Annotated in this window: 16 protein-coding genes and 1 tRNA gene; 8 read left to right on the forward strand and 9 right to left on the reverse strand. The window is 69.1% G+C overall.

The genetic code is table 11. The features are described from left to right. Nucleotides 1-66: 66 nt before the first annotated feature. The 4 genes from ACP2AD_RS05890 (at nucleotide 67) to ACP2AD_RS05905 (ending at nucleotide 5,179) form a co-directional block, all read left to right on the forward strand. The gene (locus tag ACP2AD_RS05890) at nucleotides 67-816 is read left to right on the forward strand and encodes a sulfite exporter TauE/SafE family protein (protein WP_425229148.1); all 750 of its coding nucleotides are present in this window, start codon (nucleotides 67-69) and stop codon (nucleotides 814-816) included. A 49-nt stretch (nucleotides 817-865) separates the two neighbouring features. After that, nucleotides 866-2,107, forward strand: coding sequence for a class I SAM-dependent methyltransferase (locus ACP2AD_RS05895; protein ID WP_425229149.1), 1,242 nt, complete (start codon nucleotides 866-868; stop codon nucleotides 2,105-2,107). 11 nt (nucleotides 2,108-2,118) lie between these two features. Next, complete coding sequence (locus ACP2AD_RS05900) at nucleotides 2,119-3,336, forward strand: argininosuccinate synthase (RefSeq protein ID WP_425229150.1); 1,218 nt, start codon at nucleotides 2,119-2,121, stop codon at nucleotides 3,334-3,336. 220 nt (nucleotides 3,337-3,556) lie between these two features. Next, entirely contained in the window at nucleotides 3,557-5,179 is a 1,623-nt protein-coding gene (locus tag ACP2AD_RS05905; protein WP_425229151.1) for a hypothetical protein, read from the forward strand. On the opposite strand, the gene ACP2AD_RS05910 is transcribed toward ACP2AD_RS05905, so the two are convergent. The 4 genes from ACP2AD_RS05910 to ACP2AD_RS05925 form a co-directional block, all read right to left on the reverse strand. Further along, nucleotides 5,151-6,296, reverse strand: a complete 1,146-nt coding sequence (locus ACP2AD_RS05910) for a GNAT family N-acetyltransferase (RefSeq protein ID WP_425229152.1) — start codon at nucleotides 6,294-6,296, stop codon at nucleotides 5,151-5,153. The genes ACP2AD_RS05905 and ACP2AD_RS05910 overlap by 29 nt on opposite strands. Before the next feature lie 113 nt (nucleotides 6,297-6,409). Continuing rightward, complete coding sequence (locus tag ACP2AD_RS05915) at nucleotides 6,410-6,883, reverse strand: RidA family protein (RefSeq protein ID WP_425229153.1); 474 nt, start codon at nucleotides 6,881-6,883, stop codon at nucleotides 6,410-6,412. Next, nucleotides 6,880-7,521, reverse strand: a complete 642-nt coding sequence (locus ACP2AD_RS05920; RefSeq protein WP_425229154.1) for an HAD family hydrolase — start codon at nucleotides 7,519-7,521, stop codon at nucleotides 6,880-6,882. The genes ACP2AD_RS05915 and ACP2AD_RS05920 overlap by 4 nt, the downstream gene beginning before the upstream one ends. Further along, a complete protein-coding gene (locus tag ACP2AD_RS05925) occupies nucleotides 7,518-7,790 on the reverse strand; it encodes a DUF3572 family protein (protein WP_425229155.1) in 273 nt (90 codons plus the stop codon). The genes ACP2AD_RS05920 and ACP2AD_RS05925 overlap by 4 nt, the downstream gene beginning before the upstream one ends. A gap of 45 nt (nucleotides 7,791-7,835) precedes the next feature. Here ACP2AD_RS05925 and ACP2AD_RS05930 point away from each other — a divergent pair, with 45 nt between their 5' ends. Further along, on the forward strand, nucleotides 7,836-8,198 hold the full coding sequence (locus ACP2AD_RS05930) for a response regulator (RefSeq protein ID WP_425229156.1): 363 nt from the start codon (nucleotides 7,836-7,838) through the stop codon (nucleotides 8,196-8,198). Between the two features lie 172 nt (nucleotides 8,199-8,370). Here the strand turns inward: ACP2AD_RS05930 and rpmG are convergent, their stop codons facing one another. Next, on the reverse strand, nucleotides 8,371-8,538 hold the full coding sequence (rpmG, locus tag ACP2AD_RS05935) for a 50S ribosomal protein L33 (protein WP_425229157.1): 168 nt from the start codon (nucleotides 8,536-8,538) through the stop codon (nucleotides 8,371-8,373). Between the two features lie 169 nt (nucleotides 8,539-8,707). Between rpmG and ACP2AD_RS05940 the strand changes: the two genes are divergently transcribed. Both ACP2AD_RS05940 and ACP2AD_RS05945 read left to right on the forward strand, forming a co-directional pair. Then, nucleotides 8,708-9,019: a hypothetical protein gene (locus ACP2AD_RS05940; RefSeq protein ID WP_425229158.1), complete on the forward strand. Its 312-nt coding sequence runs from the start codon at nucleotides 8,708-8,710 to the stop codon at nucleotides 9,017-9,019. Nucleotides 9,020-9,031: 12 nt separating this feature from the next. After that, nucleotides 9,032-9,586: a TMEM165/GDT1 family protein gene (locus tag ACP2AD_RS05945; RefSeq protein ID WP_425229159.1), complete on the forward strand. Its 555-nt coding sequence runs from the start codon at nucleotides 9,032-9,034 to the stop codon at nucleotides 9,584-9,586. 3 nt (nucleotides 9,587-9,589) lie between these two features. Here ACP2AD_RS05945 and ACP2AD_RS05950 read toward each other — a convergent pair whose 3' ends face one another. The 3 genes from ACP2AD_RS05950 to ACP2AD_RS05960 form a co-directional block, all read right to left on the reverse strand. Next, a complete protein-coding gene (locus tag ACP2AD_RS05950; protein ID WP_425229160.1) occupies nucleotides 9,590-10,831 on the reverse strand; it encodes a dipeptidase in 1,242 nt (413 codons plus the stop codon). A 119-nt stretch (nucleotides 10,832-10,950) separates the two neighbouring features. Beyond that, nucleotides 10,951-11,538, reverse strand: coding sequence for an AAA family ATPase (locus tag ACP2AD_RS05955; RefSeq protein ID WP_425229161.1), 588 nt, complete (start codon nucleotides 11,536-11,538; stop codon nucleotides 10,951-10,953). Between the two features lie 20 nt (nucleotides 11,539-11,558). Next, complete coding sequence (locus tag ACP2AD_RS05960; protein WP_425229162.1) at nucleotides 11,559-13,487, reverse strand: alpha/beta hydrolase family protein; 1,929 nt, start codon at nucleotides 13,485-13,487, stop codon at nucleotides 11,559-11,561. 134 nt (nucleotides 13,488-13,621) lie between these two features. On the opposite strand from ACP2AD_RS05960, the gene ACP2AD_RS05965 reads away from it, so the two are divergent. Further along, a complete protein-coding gene (locus ACP2AD_RS05965; protein WP_425229163.1) occupies nucleotides 13,622-15,274 on the forward strand; it encodes a M28 family peptidase in 1,653 nt (550 codons plus the stop codon). A gap of 12 nt (nucleotides 15,275-15,286) precedes the next feature. Here ACP2AD_RS05965 and ACP2AD_RS05970 read toward each other — a convergent pair. Continuing rightward, nucleotides 15,287-15,360: transfer RNA gene (locus ACP2AD_RS05970), tRNA-Gln, on the reverse strand. Between the last annotated feature and the right edge of the window lie 123 nt (nucleotides 15,361-15,483).

Consider the following 15,483-nt stretch of genomic DNA (forward strand, 5'->3'; position numbering starts at 1 on the left):
TTGCGCCCCGCGTTCCCGCTGGCACCGGCTAGCTATTTGCCGGTCGGCTCGGCTAACGCAGCGATGATGTCGCCACTTCCTCTTCCCTTTGCCGCCGGTATGATCGGCGGCGCGATGAACGCGCTGGCGGGCGGCGGGACCTTTGCGACGCTGCCCGCGCTGATCGCGCTGGGATTGCCTGCGAATGTCGCCAACGCGACCTCCAACGTCGCGCTGATGCCGGGCGCGGCGACCAGCGCCTGGGCTGTGCGTGATGAGCTGGGACCGGTCGGCGGGGTGGACTGGCGGCTGCTCGCGGGCGTCACCTTCGCCGCGGGACTGGTCGGCAGCGTGTTGCTCGTCGCGACGCCGACCCATGCCTTCGACCTCATCATCCCGTGGCTGCTGCTGTTTGCGTTCGTCGTGATCGCGTTCGGGAAGCGCGCCGCCGCGGCGCTGCACGCGCGGGTCGGCATCGGGCGGCGGACACTGGTCGTGGCGCAGGCGCTGCTCGGCATCTATGGCGGCTATTTCGGGGGAGGCGTCGGGTTGATGACCACCGCCGTCTACGGGTTGCTCGCAGGCGTCAGCCCGCGGGCGCTGTTCGCGCCGCGCGTGACGATGCTTGCAGTGGCCAACGCCGCAGCGGCGATCATCTTCGTCGCCTTTGGGCTGGTGCGCTGGGCGGCATGCCTGCCGATGCTCGCCGGGGCGGTGATCGGCGGCTGGGTAGGCGCGCGCCTGGGCAGGCGGCTTCCCGCGCCCGCAGTGCGCGGCTGGACGTTGTTCGTCACCGGCGCGACGACTGCCATCTTCTTCGCCCGCGCTTATGGCTGACCTGCCCAAACGCCTGTAACCTGTGCCGCATGGAAGCCGATACGACCGCATGGCCCTGATCGATTATTTCCTCGGCCGCGTCGTCCGCCGCGGCGAACTCACCCTTATTCATCCCGATGGCCGCCGCGTCGCCTTGGGTGCGCCCGACCCGGTGCTGAAGCCGGTGACGATGCGCTTTCGCGACGGTGGTGTCGGGCGCGGCATCGTTCGCGATCCGGGGCTGGGCGCGGGGGAGGCGTTCATGGACGGGCGGCTCGTGATCGAGCAGGGCGACATTCTCGACCTGCTGACGCTGGTCACGGCCAACGATCAATGGGAGTCGGGCCAGGCCAGGCTCGCGCCTTCGCTGCCTGCGCGCGCGTTTGGCGCAGTCAAATATCGGGTCGACCGTTTCAACATGGCGCGCGCGTCGAAGCGCAACGTCGCGCATCACTATGACCTCAATGACCGCCTGTACGATCTCTTCCTCGACCGCGACCGCCAGTACAGCTGTGCCTACTTCACCGATCCCGCGAACAGCCTGGAGCAGGCGCAGCAGGACAAGCTGGCGCATATCGCCGCCAAGCTGGCGATCGAGCCGGGCATGCGCGTGCTCGACATCGGCTGCGGCTGGGGCGGGATGGCGCTCTACCTCAACGCGAAGCTGGGCGCGGAGGTGCTGGGCGTCACCCTGTCGGAGGAACAGCTCAAGGTCGCCCGCCGCCGCGCCGCCGACGCGGGCGTCGCCGACCAGGTCCGCTTCGAGTTGATCGACTATCGCCACGTGGAGGGCCGGTTTGACCGCATCGTCTCGGTGGGCATGTTCGAGCATGTCGGTCCGGCGCATTACCGCGCCTTTTTCCGCCGCTGCCGGGACCTGCTGACCGACGACGGCGTGATGCTCCTTCACACCATCGGCCGGATGGGGGCGCCCGGCGTCACCGACGCGTTCACGGCGAAGTATATCTTCCCCGGCGGCTACAACCCGGCGCTGTCGGAGATCGTACGCGGCTATGAAGGGCTGCGGCTGGTGCCGACCGACATCGAGGTGCTGCGCCTCCACTACGCGATGACCTTGCGCGAGTGGTACGCCCGCACCGTCGCGCACCGAGCCGAGATCGAGGCGCTTTACGACGCTCGCTTCTTCCGGATGTGGACCTTCTACCTTGCCGGCGCGGTGTGCGCGTTCGAGCATGGCGGGATGTGCAATTATCAAATTCAGCTCGCGAAGGACCGGCACACGCTCCCGATCACGCGCGACTATTTGGGCGCGGCGGAGCGCGGGTTGCGCGAAACCGTCCCGACGCCGTAAGCGCGCGCGCCATGACCGACCATCCTACCCGCGTCGTCCTCGCCTATTCGGGCGGCCTCGACACCAGCGTCATCCTGCGGTGGCTGCAGACCGAGAAACGGTGTGAGGTCGTCACTTTCACCGCCGACTTGGGCCAGGGCGAGGAGCTGGAGCCGGTACGCGGCAAGGCGGAGCTGGCCGGCGTCAAACCCGAGCACATCTTCATCGATGACCTGCGCGAGGAGTTCGTCCGCGATTACGTCTTCCCGATGATGCGCGCGAACGCGCTGTACGAGGGACTGTACCTGCTCGGGACCTCGATCGCGCGGCCGCTGATCGCCAAGCGCCAGATCGAGATCGCGCGTCAGGTCGGTGCCGACGCGGTCAGCCACGGCGCCACCGGCAAGGGCAACGACCAAGTCCGCTTCGAGCTCGGCTATTACGCACTCAACCCCGACATCAAGGTCATTGCACCGTGGCGCGAATGGGACCTGACCAGCCGCACCCGGCTGATCGAATATGCCGAGGCGCACCAGATCCCGATCCCGCGCGACAAGCGCGGCGAAGCGCCCTTCTCCACCGACGCCAACATGCTCCACACCTCGTCCGAAGGCCGCGTGTTGGAGGACCCGTGGCAGGAGGTGCCCGACTATGTCTATTCACGCACCGTCAACCCGGAGGACGCGCCCGACCAGCCCGAGGTCATCACTATCGACTTCGAGCGCGGCGACGGGGTGGCGCTCAACGGCGAAGGCATGTCGCCGGCAACGCTGCTGAGCGCGCTCAACGATCTCGGCCGCAAGCACGGCATCGGCCGGCTCGACCTGGTCGAGAACCGCTTTGTCGGCATGAAGAGCCGCGGCATGTACGAGACCCCGGGTGGGACGATCTATCACCTCGCCCATCGCGGGATCGAGCAATTGACGCTCGACCGCGGCGCCGCGCACCTCAAGGACGAGCTGGCGCCGCGCTATGCCGAGCTGATCTACAACGGCTTCTGGTTCTCGCCCGAGCGCGAGATGCTGCAGGCGGCGATCGACCACAGCCAGGCCAAGGTCACCGGCACCGTCCGGCTGAAACTCTACAAGGGCGGTGTCATCGTGACCGGGCGGAAATCGCCAAACAGCCTATATTCCGAAAAGGTGGTCACCTTCGAAGACGATCAGGGCGCCTACGACCAGCGCGACGCCGAAGGGTTCATCAAGCTCAACGCACTGCGCCTTCGGCTGCTAGGTCGCCGGAATCGGTAAGGCCCGATTGTAGCTGAGATGCGAGGGACAGGCGGCGGCCAAGGGACTGATGGAGACAGCGGGATACGCCGTCATGCCCTTGCTTTGGGGTGCGGCGGTCGTCGCGGGCGCCGTGCCGCTCGCGCTCGCCTGGGCCAAGCGCGCTCCGCCCGCACCTGACGCGGATTTCATCTAGCGCCGCCTTGTCGGAGGCGCCGCCGGTCCGGTACAGCCGTAGTCCATGCAGGGGGAGCCGGTGCACTGGTGGCAGACGCGGGTCTTCGTGGCCGCGCTGGCGCTCGCCGCCTGTATTCCGCTGCTGTGGCCCGATATCCCTCCATTGGTCGATCTGCCCGGGCATATGGGGCGCTATCGCGTCGAGCTGGCGATGGCGTCGCATCCGGAGCTGGCGCAATGGTATGACTTCCGCTGGTCGCTGATCGGCAATCTCGGCATCGATCTGCTGATCCTGCCGCTTGCGCCGGTGTTCGGGCTGGAACTGGCGGTGAAGCTGATCGTCATCGCCATTCCGGTGCTGACCGTCGCCGGGCTGCTGTGGATCGCGCGTGAGGTCCACGGCCGCATCCCCGCCACCGCGCTGTTCGCGCTGCCGCTGGCGTACAGCTACCCCTTTCAGTTCGGCTTCGTGAACTACGCCCTGTCGATGGCGATCGCGCTCAACCTGTTCGCGCTGTGGCTGCGGCTGGCGCGGCTCGGGCGGCTGGAGCTGCGCGCAATCCTGTTCGTGCCGCTGTCCTGTGCGCTGTGGGTCTGCCATACCTTCGGCTGGGGCGTGCTCGGCGTGCTTGCCTTTTCGGCGGAGATGATCCGGCAGCACGACCGGCTCAAGGAAGGGCATAACGGCCATTGGCTGGAAAGCTGGGTGCGCGCCGGGCTCGGCTGCCTGCCGCTCGCCCTGCCGCTCGTGTTCATGGTGCTGTGGCGGTCGGGCGACCATGTCACGGGACAGACCGGCGACTGGTTCAACTGGGATGCGAAACTGGCCTGGGTCGAGATGGTGCTGCGCGACCGGTGGCAGACGTTCGACCTGCTGTCGGTGCTGGTGCTGTTCGCGATCCTAGTGGTGGGGCTTGCGGACCGGCGGGTCGAGTATTCGCGCCACCTGGCGCTGTCGGCGGCGTTCCTGGCGACGGTGTTCGTGCTGCTGCCACGTATCGTGTTCGGCTCGGCCTATGCCGACATGCGGCTGGCGCCGTTCGTTTTCGCGATCGCGCTGATCGCGATCCGGCCGCGGCCGGGACTCTCGTTGCGCAGCGCCGCGTTGTATGCGGCGTTGGGGCTGGCATTCTTCGCGGTGCGGCTTGCGGGGACGACCGCGAGCTACTGGCTCTACGACCGCAGTTACGATCGCGCGCTGACTGCACTCGACCACATTCCACCTGGTGCGCGGGTGGTGTCGTTCGTCGGGCGGCGCTGTCTTGACGACTGGGCCTATACGCGGCTCGAGCACGTTCCGGCGCTGCTGCTCGAGCGCAAGCTCGCTTTTTCGAATGACCAATGGTCGATGGCGGGCGCGCAGCAGCTGACCACCCGCTATCTTGCGGCAAAGGGCTTTGCACATGACCCGTCGCAGATCGTGACACAGGTGAAGTGCCGCGGCGAATGGTGGCGGCCGGTCGATCGCGCACTGGCCCGCTTCCCGCGCGATGCCTTTGATTATGTCTGGATGCTGGATCCGCCGCGCTATGATCCGCAGCTGGTCGCCGGGCTGACCCCGATCTGGCGCGACGGCGCGAACATCCTGTTCCGCGTCGACGACCGCCGCCAGCCCGAACCGGTCGAACCGCCGATGCCGCCCCAATTCACGACACCGCTCAGCAAGCCGCCCCATCCCCCCGCCTGAACGGGGTCAGCTCGCCCAGAAACACCTGTTCGTGGCGCACCGCCTCGCGCTCGCGCACCAGAAACTCGGCGACGGCACGGCGGAAACCCGGATCAGGCAAATAATGCGCCGACCAGGTGGGAGTCGGCAGATAGCCGCGCGCCAGCTTATGCTCGCCCTGTGCGCCCGCCTCGACCGTGCCCAACCTGCGCGCGATCGCGGCGTCGATCGCCTGGTAATAGCATAGCTCGAAATGGAGGAACGGCACCTCTTCCGTGCACCCCCAATAGCGGCCGTACAGCGTATCGTCGCCGATCAGGTTGAGCGCGCCCGCGATCGGGTGCCCGTCACGCTCCGCCAGGATCAGCAGCACACGCTCGCCGAGCGCTTCGCCCAGCAACGGAAAGAAAGCGCGCGTGAGATACGGCTGCCCCCATTTGCGGCTGCCGGTATCCTGGTAGAAACGCCAGAACGCCGCCCATTCGCGCGGCCCGATTTCGTCACCGACGAGGTGGCGGATCGTCAGACCCTCGACCGCCGCTGTACGCTCCTTGCGGATCGCCTTGCGCTTGCGGCTGGCGAGCCGGGCGAGGAAGTCGTCGAAGCTTGCATAGCCGTCGTTGCGCCAATGGAACTGCGTACCCTCGCGGATCAGCCACCCCGCCGCCTCGAACAGCGGCACCTGCTCGGGGGCGATGAAGGTGGCGTGCGCGGATGACAGGCCGTGCTGCTCGGTCACCGCCTCCAGCGCGGCGATCAGCGTCGGTGCCGCTGCCGGATCGCGAAGCAGCAGCCGCGGCCCGGGCACCGGCGAGAAGGGCGCAGCGATCTGCAGCTTTGGGTAATAGCTGCCCCCCGCCCGGGTCCAGGCGTCGGCCCAGCCATGGTCGAAGACATATTCGCCCTGGCTATGCGTCTTCAGGTAAGCCGGCGCGATCGCCGCGGGCGCATCGCCGTCGCCGTCAACCACTACCGGCACCGGCTGCCATCCCGTTCGCCCGCCGACGCTGCCCGACGCCTCCAGCGCGGCGAGAAAGGCATGGCCGACGAACGGATTGCCCGTCCCGGCACAGGCATCCCACTGCGCGGCGGAGACCGAGGAGACGCCTTGGGCAAGGCGCGCAGTGACCTGGCTCAAGTCACAACCACCTTCATCCGTTCGTGCCGAGCGCGTCCAACCACGCCCGCCATGTCGGGCGCGGGCTGCCCTTCGACAAGCTCAGGGCAAACGGAATCCTTGTGTCGCTCGTGTCAGCTCCGCACCGCGAACACCGCATCCACCTCCACCGCGGCGCCGCGCGGCAGCGCGGGCACGCCGACGGCGGCGCGCGCATGGCGGCCCGCCTCGCCGAAAACGTCCTGCATCAGCTCGGATGCGCCATTGGCGACCTCCGGCTGGCGGGTGAAGTCGGCAGCCGAGTTGATGAAGACGCCCAGCTTCACCACGCGCTCGACGCGGTCGAGGCCCACCGCCGCCTGCACCTGTGCGAGCAGCATCAGCCCGCATAGCCGCGCCGCCGCCTGGCCTGCTGCCAGATCGACGTCGTCGCCCAGCCGCCCCGTCACCACTTGCCCCTCGCGGAACGGCAGCTGGCCCGAGACGTGGAGCAACCCGCCCACGAGCACTGCCGGGACATAGGCCGCGACCGGCGCGGCCGCCTGCGGCAGGGTTATGCCGAGTTCTTCCAGGCGCCGGAGAACCTTGGCGTCGATATGCGTGGTCATGCAGTTTCCCTCTCACGGTCGGCGGGGGCTCCGGCGGCGAAGCGCGCGGCGATCCATCCCTGCGCCTCGCGCCAGTCGTCGATCCGGGCATGTGCGTCGGCCGCGGGCGGGATGGCACCCGCCAGTTCCGGTTCAGACACCATATGCAAGCGGTGGACCGCGGGGGCGTGCTTCGCGACCGACGTGTGGTGGATGGCCAGGTCGTCGACGAACACCGTCACCGGGTCGCCGAACTCCGCCACCAGTGCGGCGACCGGTGCGCCCTTGCCGCCTTGGTTGCAAACGACGCGGTGGCGGATACCGTGCGCGGCGAGCTGCGCCATTCGCGGCTCGCGGCATTCGTCGGCGAGGTTGGTGAGCACCACGATGTCCGCCGTCTCGCCCAGCGCGGCGAGCGCCTCGGCGGCGTGCGGCACCAGAGTCTGGCGCGCCATCTCACCTGGAAAGAAATCGCGGATCAGCCCCCACATCTCCTCAGCCGCCAGCGGACCGCTGCCATCGCGTTTGCGGATCGACTTCTGAAAATCGCCCGCGCCGATATTGAAGTCGATGTCGCGATGCTCGTCCAGCCAGTCGCGGAAGTGCTTCACCATGTGGAGCAGCACTTCGTCGCAGTCGGTGATGAGGAGCGGTCTCATATTTCGAGTTCCGCCGCGGCCCGCGCCAGCGCCGTCGGCGCGATGTCGAGCGAGTCGGCGCAGGCGACGAGGTCGCGCTCGCTCGCGAGCAGAAACTGAAGCGCCGCGCCCATCACCGCAGGATCGTCGACACGCGCGCGCAGACCGTCGGGCTCGATGCCGGTCACCGCCAGCAGCCGTTGCGCACGATCGGGCTCGGACAATGTCCAGACCAGCGCCCGCAGCGCCAGCGTCGCGGCATCGTCATGCACATCAGGTTGGCGGATCAAGTGTTTCGGCCTAGCGTTCGGAAGCAAAGGGAGTGCGACAAGCGCGTGGCAAAGAAGGTGCTCGTTGTCGAGGACAACGAACTCAATCTGAAGCTGTTCTGCGACCTGCTGCGCGTGCACGACTTCGCGGTCGAGCCGGTGCGCGACGGGCGTGAGGCGGTGGCGCGCGCGCAGGCCTTTGCCCCCGACCTGATCGTGATGGACATCCAGATGCCGTGGGTGACGGGTTATGAGCTGATCGTCGCGCTGAAGGCGGACGCGGCGCTGGCAGTTGTGCCGGTGATGGCGGTGACCGCCTATGCCGGCCGCGACGACGAGGAGCGCATCCGCGCGGCGGGCGCAGCGGCCTATGTGTCCAAGCCGATCAGCCTGGTGCGGTTCATGGAGACGGTGCGGGGGCTGGTCTAACCCCCTCCCGCCTGCGGGAGAGGGACAGGCGAGCGACGCGCGCCAGGGTGAGGGCTGAGTGCGATGCGCTCTCAAGGGCCCGCCGCGGCAAAGCCGCGTCGTCGGTCGTCAGCTGTGCAGACGCCGGTCGTAGTCGGTGCCGCGACGCGGATCAGCTTCGCTAATCCACCGACTATTTAATCTTCGCTTCCTTGAACGCGACGTGCTTGCGCGCGACCGGGTCGTACTTGTTGAAGCTCAGCTTCTCGGTCTTGGTCCGCGGATTCTTCTTGGTGACGTAGAAGAAGCCGGTGTCGGCGGAGCTGACGAGCTTGATCTTGACGGTGGTCGGCTTGGCCATGTCGATTCTCGGCTGAATGCAAAAGAGCGGCAGGCACACGCCGCCGCTCGGAACAGCCGCGGCGCATGGCGCAGGCACGCGCCCAAGTCAACCGCGCGGCGACAGCCGAGCCTTAACCGCGCCGTAACCTTTCCCGTGCAGCGTGTCCCCGACGGCGGTGGAGAGGCCAATGCGCGCGGACCTGGATTCGGTACGGCTGGAGCTGACGGCCAGGATTGCGGCGATCGACGTTCGTGCGCCATATCTGCGCACCGGCGAGATGGCGTTGGCGGTGGACGAGATCCGCCACATCGCCCGCGATGCGGGGTTCAATCCGGCGGTGACGGTCGCGCACTTCATCAACGCGGCGCTGGCGCGCGGTGAGCGGGTGCTGGTGCATGGCTGGCTGCAGATGCTGCGCGACGCGGTCGCGACCGAGCGGCAGGACGTCAACGCCTGCGCCGCCTTTGCGGCCGCCTGTTCGGTGCGACTCGCCGCCTAGATGGACGCGCTGATGGCCGCGCTGGTCGTGGCCGCGCTGTCCGGGGTCGGCGACCGGCCCGCCTGGCTCGCCGCGATCCTTGCCGACCGCTATCGCAGCGCGCTGCCGATCGTCATCGGCGCGTTCGCCGCGCTCGCGATGGCGAGCGGCGTCGCCGCCGCATTGGGCGCGGTGCTGGCGCCGCGGCTGACGCCGGAAGCGAAACAGCTGATGCTGGCCTGCGCGTTGCTGTTGCAGGGGGCGGGCAGCTTCTGGCCCGCGGGAACGCCCGAGCGGCTGACCGGCTGGCGGGCCGGGGCGCTGTTGACCGGGTTCGCCGGTCTGCTGACGCTGCTGTTAGGCGACGGGGTGCAGTTCGTCGTCCTCACGCTGGCGGCGCGGACGCCGGTGCCCGCACTTGCCGCGGCCGGCGCCACACTGGGCGCGCTGGCGCCCATTGCGGCGGCGGCGGTGCTGGGCGAAGCCGCGTGGCGCCGGCTGCCGCTCGTCCCTGCGCGCCGCATCATCGGCGCGATGTTCGTCCTCGCGGCGCTGTGGATCGGCCTCGGCGCGCTTCGGCTGCTCTGAAGCCTAGCGCGCGCCGACGTCGATCGCGTCGATCGGCGGCCGTCCGGCCTGGCCGGCCGCCACCGCCTCGACCCGCGCCATGACGCGCAGGAGGTTGCCGCCGGCCAGCTTCGCCAGGTCGTCATCACTCCAGCCGCGCCGCACCAGCTCGGCGAACAGCTGCGGATAGGCGTCGACGCCCGTCATCCCCGCCGGGCTGGTGCCGTTGATGCCGTCGAAATCACTGCCGAGCCCGACCGAATCATGCCCGGCCACCCGCGCCACATGCTCGACATGGTCCGCCACGGTCGCCACCGTCACGGGCGGCTGCGGATGCGTCGCCTCCCAAGCCACCAGCGGCGCCGGCGCCCGCGCGCCATAGACATCGGCCGGTACGCCAGCGGCCTTGGCCGCATCGGTCCGTGTCCGGTCCCAGGCGCGCCACGCGCTCGAGAGGAAAGCGGGGTAGAAATTGACCATCACCACGCCGCCATGCGCACCGATGCTCGCCAGCAGGTCGTCGGGAATGTTGCGCGGCGCGTCGGCCAGCGCGCGCGCCGACGAATGCGATGCCATTACCGGCGCCGCCGACATGGCCAGCACGTCGCGCATCGTCGCATCGGCGACATGGCTGACATCGACGATCATGCCGATGCGGTTCATCTCCGCCACCACCTGCCGCCCGAACGGCGACAGCCCGCCCGCACGTGCGGCATCGGTCGAGCTGTCGGCCCAGTCGAGGCTGCGGGTGTGAGTCAGCGTCATGTAAGCGACGCCCAGCGCCTTGTACTGGCGCAGCATCGACAGCCGCCCGTCGATCTGATGCCCGCCCTCCACCCCGATCAGCGACGCGATGCGTCCGCTTGCCGCGATCCGGCGGATGTCGGCGGCGCTGGCCGCGAGCGCGAAGCTGTCGGGATAGGCGGCGATCATGCGGCGCACGACGTCGATCTGCTCCAGCGTCATCTCGACCGCGCGCGGCCCCGCAGTGTCGGCAGGAATCCAAACCGACCAGAATTGCGCGCCGACATGGCCGCGGCGCAGCCGGGCGAGGTCGGTCTGCAGCGGAAAGGGCAGCGCGGCGGTGTCGCGGCGCAGATCGGTGGCCTCGATCGCGCCGCCCTGATGCTCGCGCAGCTCCCAGGCCAGGTCGTTATGGCCGTCGATCACCGGCTGACGCGCGAGCACGCGATCGACGCGCGCGGCGATCGCCGGATCGGCGCTGGCGGGCGTGGCTGCCTGGAGCAGCAGCAGGGGCAGGATCATCGGGTCCTCACGTGGTGGCCATGTTGTCCGTGTTGTCCGCTACAATGCTTGTCCGCGGGCGGGCGGGAATCGCCCTGCCGCCGGCATCGAAGCACAAGCGACGCGTGTAGGACAGCGGTTTAGAGCCGGTCGATCACGAACCGAACCCGGTCGGCGACCGCCACCCGCGGCAGATCGACCAGCGTGTAGCCGTACTCGGCATAGGTCCGACGCATCACCGCCTCCGTCGCCTGCGCCACGGCGGAGTCCTGCCGCCGCTCGGCGTCGTGCGTGTAGATGCCGGCCCAGAACGGCGCCAGGAACACGCGCGGATTGTATCGCGTTGCCGCGGCCGTGGCATCGAACGCGGGCGGCACCGTCAGCCCGGATACCCGCAGGAAGCCGATCACGTCGGGCACGCCGCGGTCGAGCACGGTGAGGGTCCCGCTCGCCAGCGCGGCCGCGTGCGCCGCAACTTCGCGCGGCAGCATCAGCTCGGCGAACGCGCGCTCGTCAGCCCAGGGCAGCGCGGTCCCGCCCGCCGCCACCTGCTCGCGGATGATGGCGCGGCCGACCTCCGCGCTGGCCGCCACGCCCGCCGCCGCCAGCGCCGCGATCAGCGTCGACTTGCCCGATCCGGGACCGCCCGTGATGACGTGGAGGCGTTCGGTGGGACATCGATCAATGAAGTCGCCCCTTGCCGTCGACGGATCACTGCCTCCGAGCATCATGCCCGAAGCCGCTGCGGCTATAGTCCAAGCTTTGCGCGGAGGAAGGTGTCGGACCGGGCCAGCAGTTCGGCGCGCGCGGCGGGATCGAGCAGATAGTGATCCAGCCCGCGAAACTCGACATAGTCGACGCTCCGCCCCGCCTCCCGCAGCCGGGCCGCCATCGCGCGCGACTCGCCGACGCCGACATTCACGTCGCGATCGCCGTGGAACAACAGCACCGGCGCCGTGATCGCGCGGGCGTTCTGCAAGGGCGAGCCGGCGCGGACATGCGCGCCGCTGCCGATGAACGTGTCGACCAGTGCATGATCGCTGAAGTCGCGCGATTCGCCGCGCAGCATCTCCAGATCGGTGACCGGCGCGACTGCGACGATCGCCTTGAACAGCGCCGGGTCGAGCACCGCCGACTGCAGCGCCGCGTAGCCGCCATAGGACCAACCCATGATCGCGAGCCTGCCCGGCGCCGCGATGCCCGCGCGCTGAAGATAGCGTCCCGCATCGTTGACGTCGCCGATCGCGACCTGCCACGACTGGAAGCCGTTCTTCTGGAACCAGCCCTCGCCATAGCCGGTCGAGCCGCGGAAATTGGGCTGGAGCACCGCGAACCCGCGCGCCGCATAGAATTGCGACAGCCAATCGAAGCCCCATTCGTCGCGTGCGCCGGGCCCGCCATGGGGCAGCACAATCGCGGGCAGATTGCGCCCGTCCGACCCCGGCGGCAGCGTCAGATAGGCGGGGATCGCCGTTCCGTCGGCGGCGGGGAAGGTGATCGCCCGCACCGGCGCCAGCGTCTGATGCGCCAGCTCCGGGCGGACCGGCAGCACTTCGGCAAGATGATGCGTCGCCTTGTCGAACAGATAATATCGGCCAGGATCCCGATCGCTGCCGATGAACAGCAGCAGCTTGCTTTCATCGGCACTCGCATCGACAAACGACACCAGCGGCGCGTCGGGCAATGCCCGGCCCAGCGCCGCCTGGAGGTGAGCGAGGTCCGGATCGAAGAACTGCGTCTGGCGGCGGTCGGTCGCAAAGCTGGCGCCGACGACACGCGCCTGGCGGCCAACCTCGACCAGGCCGTCGACATCGACGTCGGGCCGCTCGAGCACCAGCTCGCGCGTCATGGAGCCGTCGAGCATCACCCGGAACAGCGCCGCCCGTCCATCCTTGCGGTCGAAGCCATAGGCGACGTTGCGGTCGCGATCGACAGCATAGGGCTGAAACCCCGCGCCGCCGACGACCCGCGACAGCGGCTGCCAGCCATGGTCGTCGGGCTTGCGATAGAACCAGCTCACCGTGTCGCGATCGAGCCCCGTGCCGGTCGTCGCGCGCACCGCCATCAGCCGCACCGTGCCATGACCGTCGCTGATGTACGTGGCCGCGCCGCTGCGCGGCTGTTCGACGATCGACCGCGCGAGCGTGCGGGTATCGACGCGCTCCAAGCCCAGGCCGCGCCCGGCGGCGGCGAGCAGCGTGCCCGTGCTCTGTTCGGGCACGAAGTCGCGCATGATGAGCACGCCGCCATGATCGTCGGCCGCGAGATCGATGATCGCCCCGCCGCGCTGCGCGAAGCCCAGTGCGCCCTCGGCCTGGGCGGCGAGCACCTTTACATTGCCTCCGCTGCTGTCGAGCGCAATCAGGCGGGTATAGCCGAGCCGCTGGCTGAGGCCGGCATTTTCCGAGAGCAGGATGGCGCAGACCAGCCGGGTCGGTGTCGTCCAGTCGCAGCGCTGCAGGTGATCGGGGTCGCCCGAGCTCGACAGCACCGCGGTCAGCGCCCCGCCGCCGGTCAGGTCGCCGATCTCCAGCACTTCGCCGCGGCCGTGCGGCGCGATGACGGCGATATGGGTGCCGTCGGGTGACAGGCTGATCTGGCTGACCGCCTCCCGGGCGCCGAACGCCTGCGCGACGGGCTGAACGTCACCCGCGGCAAGCGCGAGCGCGGCAAGCATCAGAACATCGACAACCTCTTTGTTTGATCGCGATCCTAGCGGGCCGGTATCGACGCGCAAGCCGGTCGTTGCGCCGTCGCTTGCGCCCGCCGCGCCGCTGCGTCACATCCGCGTTCCCCGTATGGAGTGCTCGCATGATCCGTATCGCGCCCGCCCTGCTCCTTGCTCTGGTCGCCCCGGCGCTGGCCCAGTCGGCCGCCTCCCCAGCGATTTCGGTCGACACGCTGAAGGATGTCACCCGGGAGCTCTCCTCCGACGCCTATGAGGGCCGCGCGCCGACCGGGCCGGCGGAAGCCAGGACGGTCAGCTACATCGTGCGGCGGATGCAGGCCGCGGGGCTACGGCCGGGCAATCACGGCGCGTGGACGCAGGCGGTGCCGATGGTGGAGATCACCGCCCGCGACGTGCAGCCGTTCACCTTAACCGGCGGCCGCATACCGGTGACGATGGCTTACGGCGCCGAGATGGTCGCTGCGACCTATCGCGTGACGCCGCAGATCAGCCTCAGCAACTCGCCCGTCGTCTTCGTCGGCTACGGGATCACCGCGCCCGAAAAGGGCTGGGACGACTATGCCGGGATCGATGTCCGCGGCAAGACGGTCGTGATCTTGGTCAACGATCCCGACTGGCGCACCATGACGCGCGAAGGCCCGTTCGAGGGCCGGGCGATGACCTGGTACGGGCGCTGGCCGTACAAGTTCGAGAATGCCGCCCGCCACGGCGCGGCGGCGGCGATCATCGTCCACGACACCGAGCCCGCCGCCTATCCCTGGGCCGTGGTGCAGTCGAGCTGGACCGGTGCACAGCACGAGTTGGATCAGCCGGGCGGGCATCTGGACCAGAGCAGCGTCATCGGCTGGATGCAGCTCGCCAAGGCGCGCGAGCTGTTCGCCAGCGCCGGTCAGGACTTCGACCGGCTCAGCGCCGCGGCGGCGCAGCGCGGCTTCCGTGCCGTCCCGCTCGGGGTGCAGCTGTCGACCGGGTTCGGCAACACGATCCGGCGGTCGGTGTCGCAGAACGTGATCGGTGTGCTGCCCGGCACGACCACGCCCGACGACTATGTCCTCTACACCGCGCATTGGGACCATCTCGGCCACTGCCAGCCGGTCCCAGGGCCGCACGGGGTCGACGGCATCTGCAACGGCGCGCTGGACAATGCGAGCGGGGTCGCGGCGCTGATCGCGCTGGCGGAGGCGCACAGCCGCGCCGGACCCGCGCAGCGGTCGCTCCTGTTCATGGCGGTGACGGCGGAGGAGTCGGGGCTGCTCGGCTCGCGCTATTATGCCGAACATCCGCTCTACCCGCTCGGGCGCACCGTCGGCGGGGTCAACATGGACGGGCTGAACGTCATCGGCCGCGCCCGCGACTTCGTGGTGACGGGCGCGGGCAAGTCGGAGATCGAGGATCTGGCGCTGCCCTTCATCCGCGCACAGGGGCGGCGTGTCAGCCCCGAGCCCAACCCGGAGCGCGGCGGCTATTACCGTTCCGACCATTTTTCCTTCGCCAAGGCCGGCGTGCCGATGCTGGACGGCGGGTCGGGCGAAGACCTGGTCGCAGGCGGCGCAGCGGCGGGGCACGCAGCGGCGGAGGATTATGTCGCGCACCGCTATCACAAGCCTCAGGACGAGTACGACCCGCGGTGGGACTGGGCGGGCGCGGTCGAGGACCTGAACGTCTACTACCGGCTCGGCCGCCGGCTCGCCGACACGCCGGGGCTGTGGCCGAACTGGTATCCGGCCGCCGAGTTCAGGGCGGTGCGCGACCGCAGCCGGACGGCGGCACGCTAGTCAGTCAGAAGATGGATGCCCGACAAGGACTCGAACCTTGATTGACGGAGTCAGAGTCCGCTCTCTTACCATTAGAGGATCGGGCAATCAGGCGGGCGCAATTACGCCGGGCGGGCAATGCGGTCAACCCGTGCGCCGCGGCCTTGGCGGGGGCGGCTTGCCCCGCCGGGCGCGGCGGAGTAGCGATGGCGTCAAGCACCGGACGGGTC

The sequence above is a fragment of the Sphingomonas sp. genome (genome assembly GCF_965248875.1).
Taxonomy (GTDB): domain Bacteria; phylum Pseudomonadota; class Alphaproteobacteria; order Sphingomonadales; family Sphingomonadaceae; genus Sphingomonas.

Coding starts and splice junctions, on each gene's coding strand:
- rpmG (WP_425229157.1), bottom strand. CDS start 8,538: ATGGCCAAGCCGACCACCGTCAAGATCAAGCTCGTCAGCTCCGCCGAC.
- ACP2AD_RS05890 (WP_425229148.1), top strand. CDS start 67: ATGTCGCCACTTCCTCTTCCCTTTGCCGCCGGTATGATCGGCGGCGCG.
- ACP2AD_RS05900 (WP_425229150.1), top strand. CDS start 2,119: ATGACCGACCATCCTACCCGCGTCGTCCTCGCCTATTCGGGCGGCCTC.
- ACP2AD_RS05920 (WP_425229154.1), bottom strand. CDS start 7,521: ATGAGACCGCTCCTCATCACCGACTGCGACGAAGTGCTGCTCCACATG.
- ACP2AD_RS05895 (WP_425229149.1), top strand. CDS start 866: ATGGCCCTGATCGATTATTTCCTCGGCCGCGTCGTCCGCCGCGGCGAA.
- ACP2AD_RS05955 (WP_425229161.1), bottom strand. CDS start 11,538: ATGCTCGGAGGCAGTGATCCGTCGACGGCAAGGGGCGACTTCATTGAT.
- ACP2AD_RS05915 (WP_425229153.1), bottom strand. CDS start 6,883: ATGACCACGCATATCGACGCCAAGGTTCTCCGGCGCCTGGAAGAACTC.
- ACP2AD_RS05960 (WP_425229162.1), bottom strand. CDS start 13,487: ATGCTTGCCGCGCTCGCGCTTGCCGCGGGTGACGTTCAGCCCGTCGCG.
- ACP2AD_RS05950 (WP_425229160.1), bottom strand. CDS start 10,831: ATGATCCTGCCCCTGCTGCTGCTCCAGGCAGCCACGCCCGCCAGCGCC.
- ACP2AD_RS05945 (WP_425229159.1), top strand. CDS start 9,032: ATGGCCGCGCTGGTCGTGGCCGCGCTGTCCGGGGTCGGCGACCGGCCC.
- ACP2AD_RS05905 (WP_425229151.1), top strand. CDS start 3,557: ATGCAGGGGGAGCCGGTGCACTGGTGGCAGACGCGGGTCTTCGTGGCC.
- ACP2AD_RS05965 (WP_425229163.1), top strand. CDS start 13,622: ATGATCCGTATCGCGCCCGCCCTGCTCCTTGCTCTGGTCGCCCCGGCG.
- ACP2AD_RS05940 (WP_425229158.1), top strand. CDS start 8,708: ATGCGCGCGGACCTGGATTCGGTACGGCTGGAGCTGACGGCCAGGATT.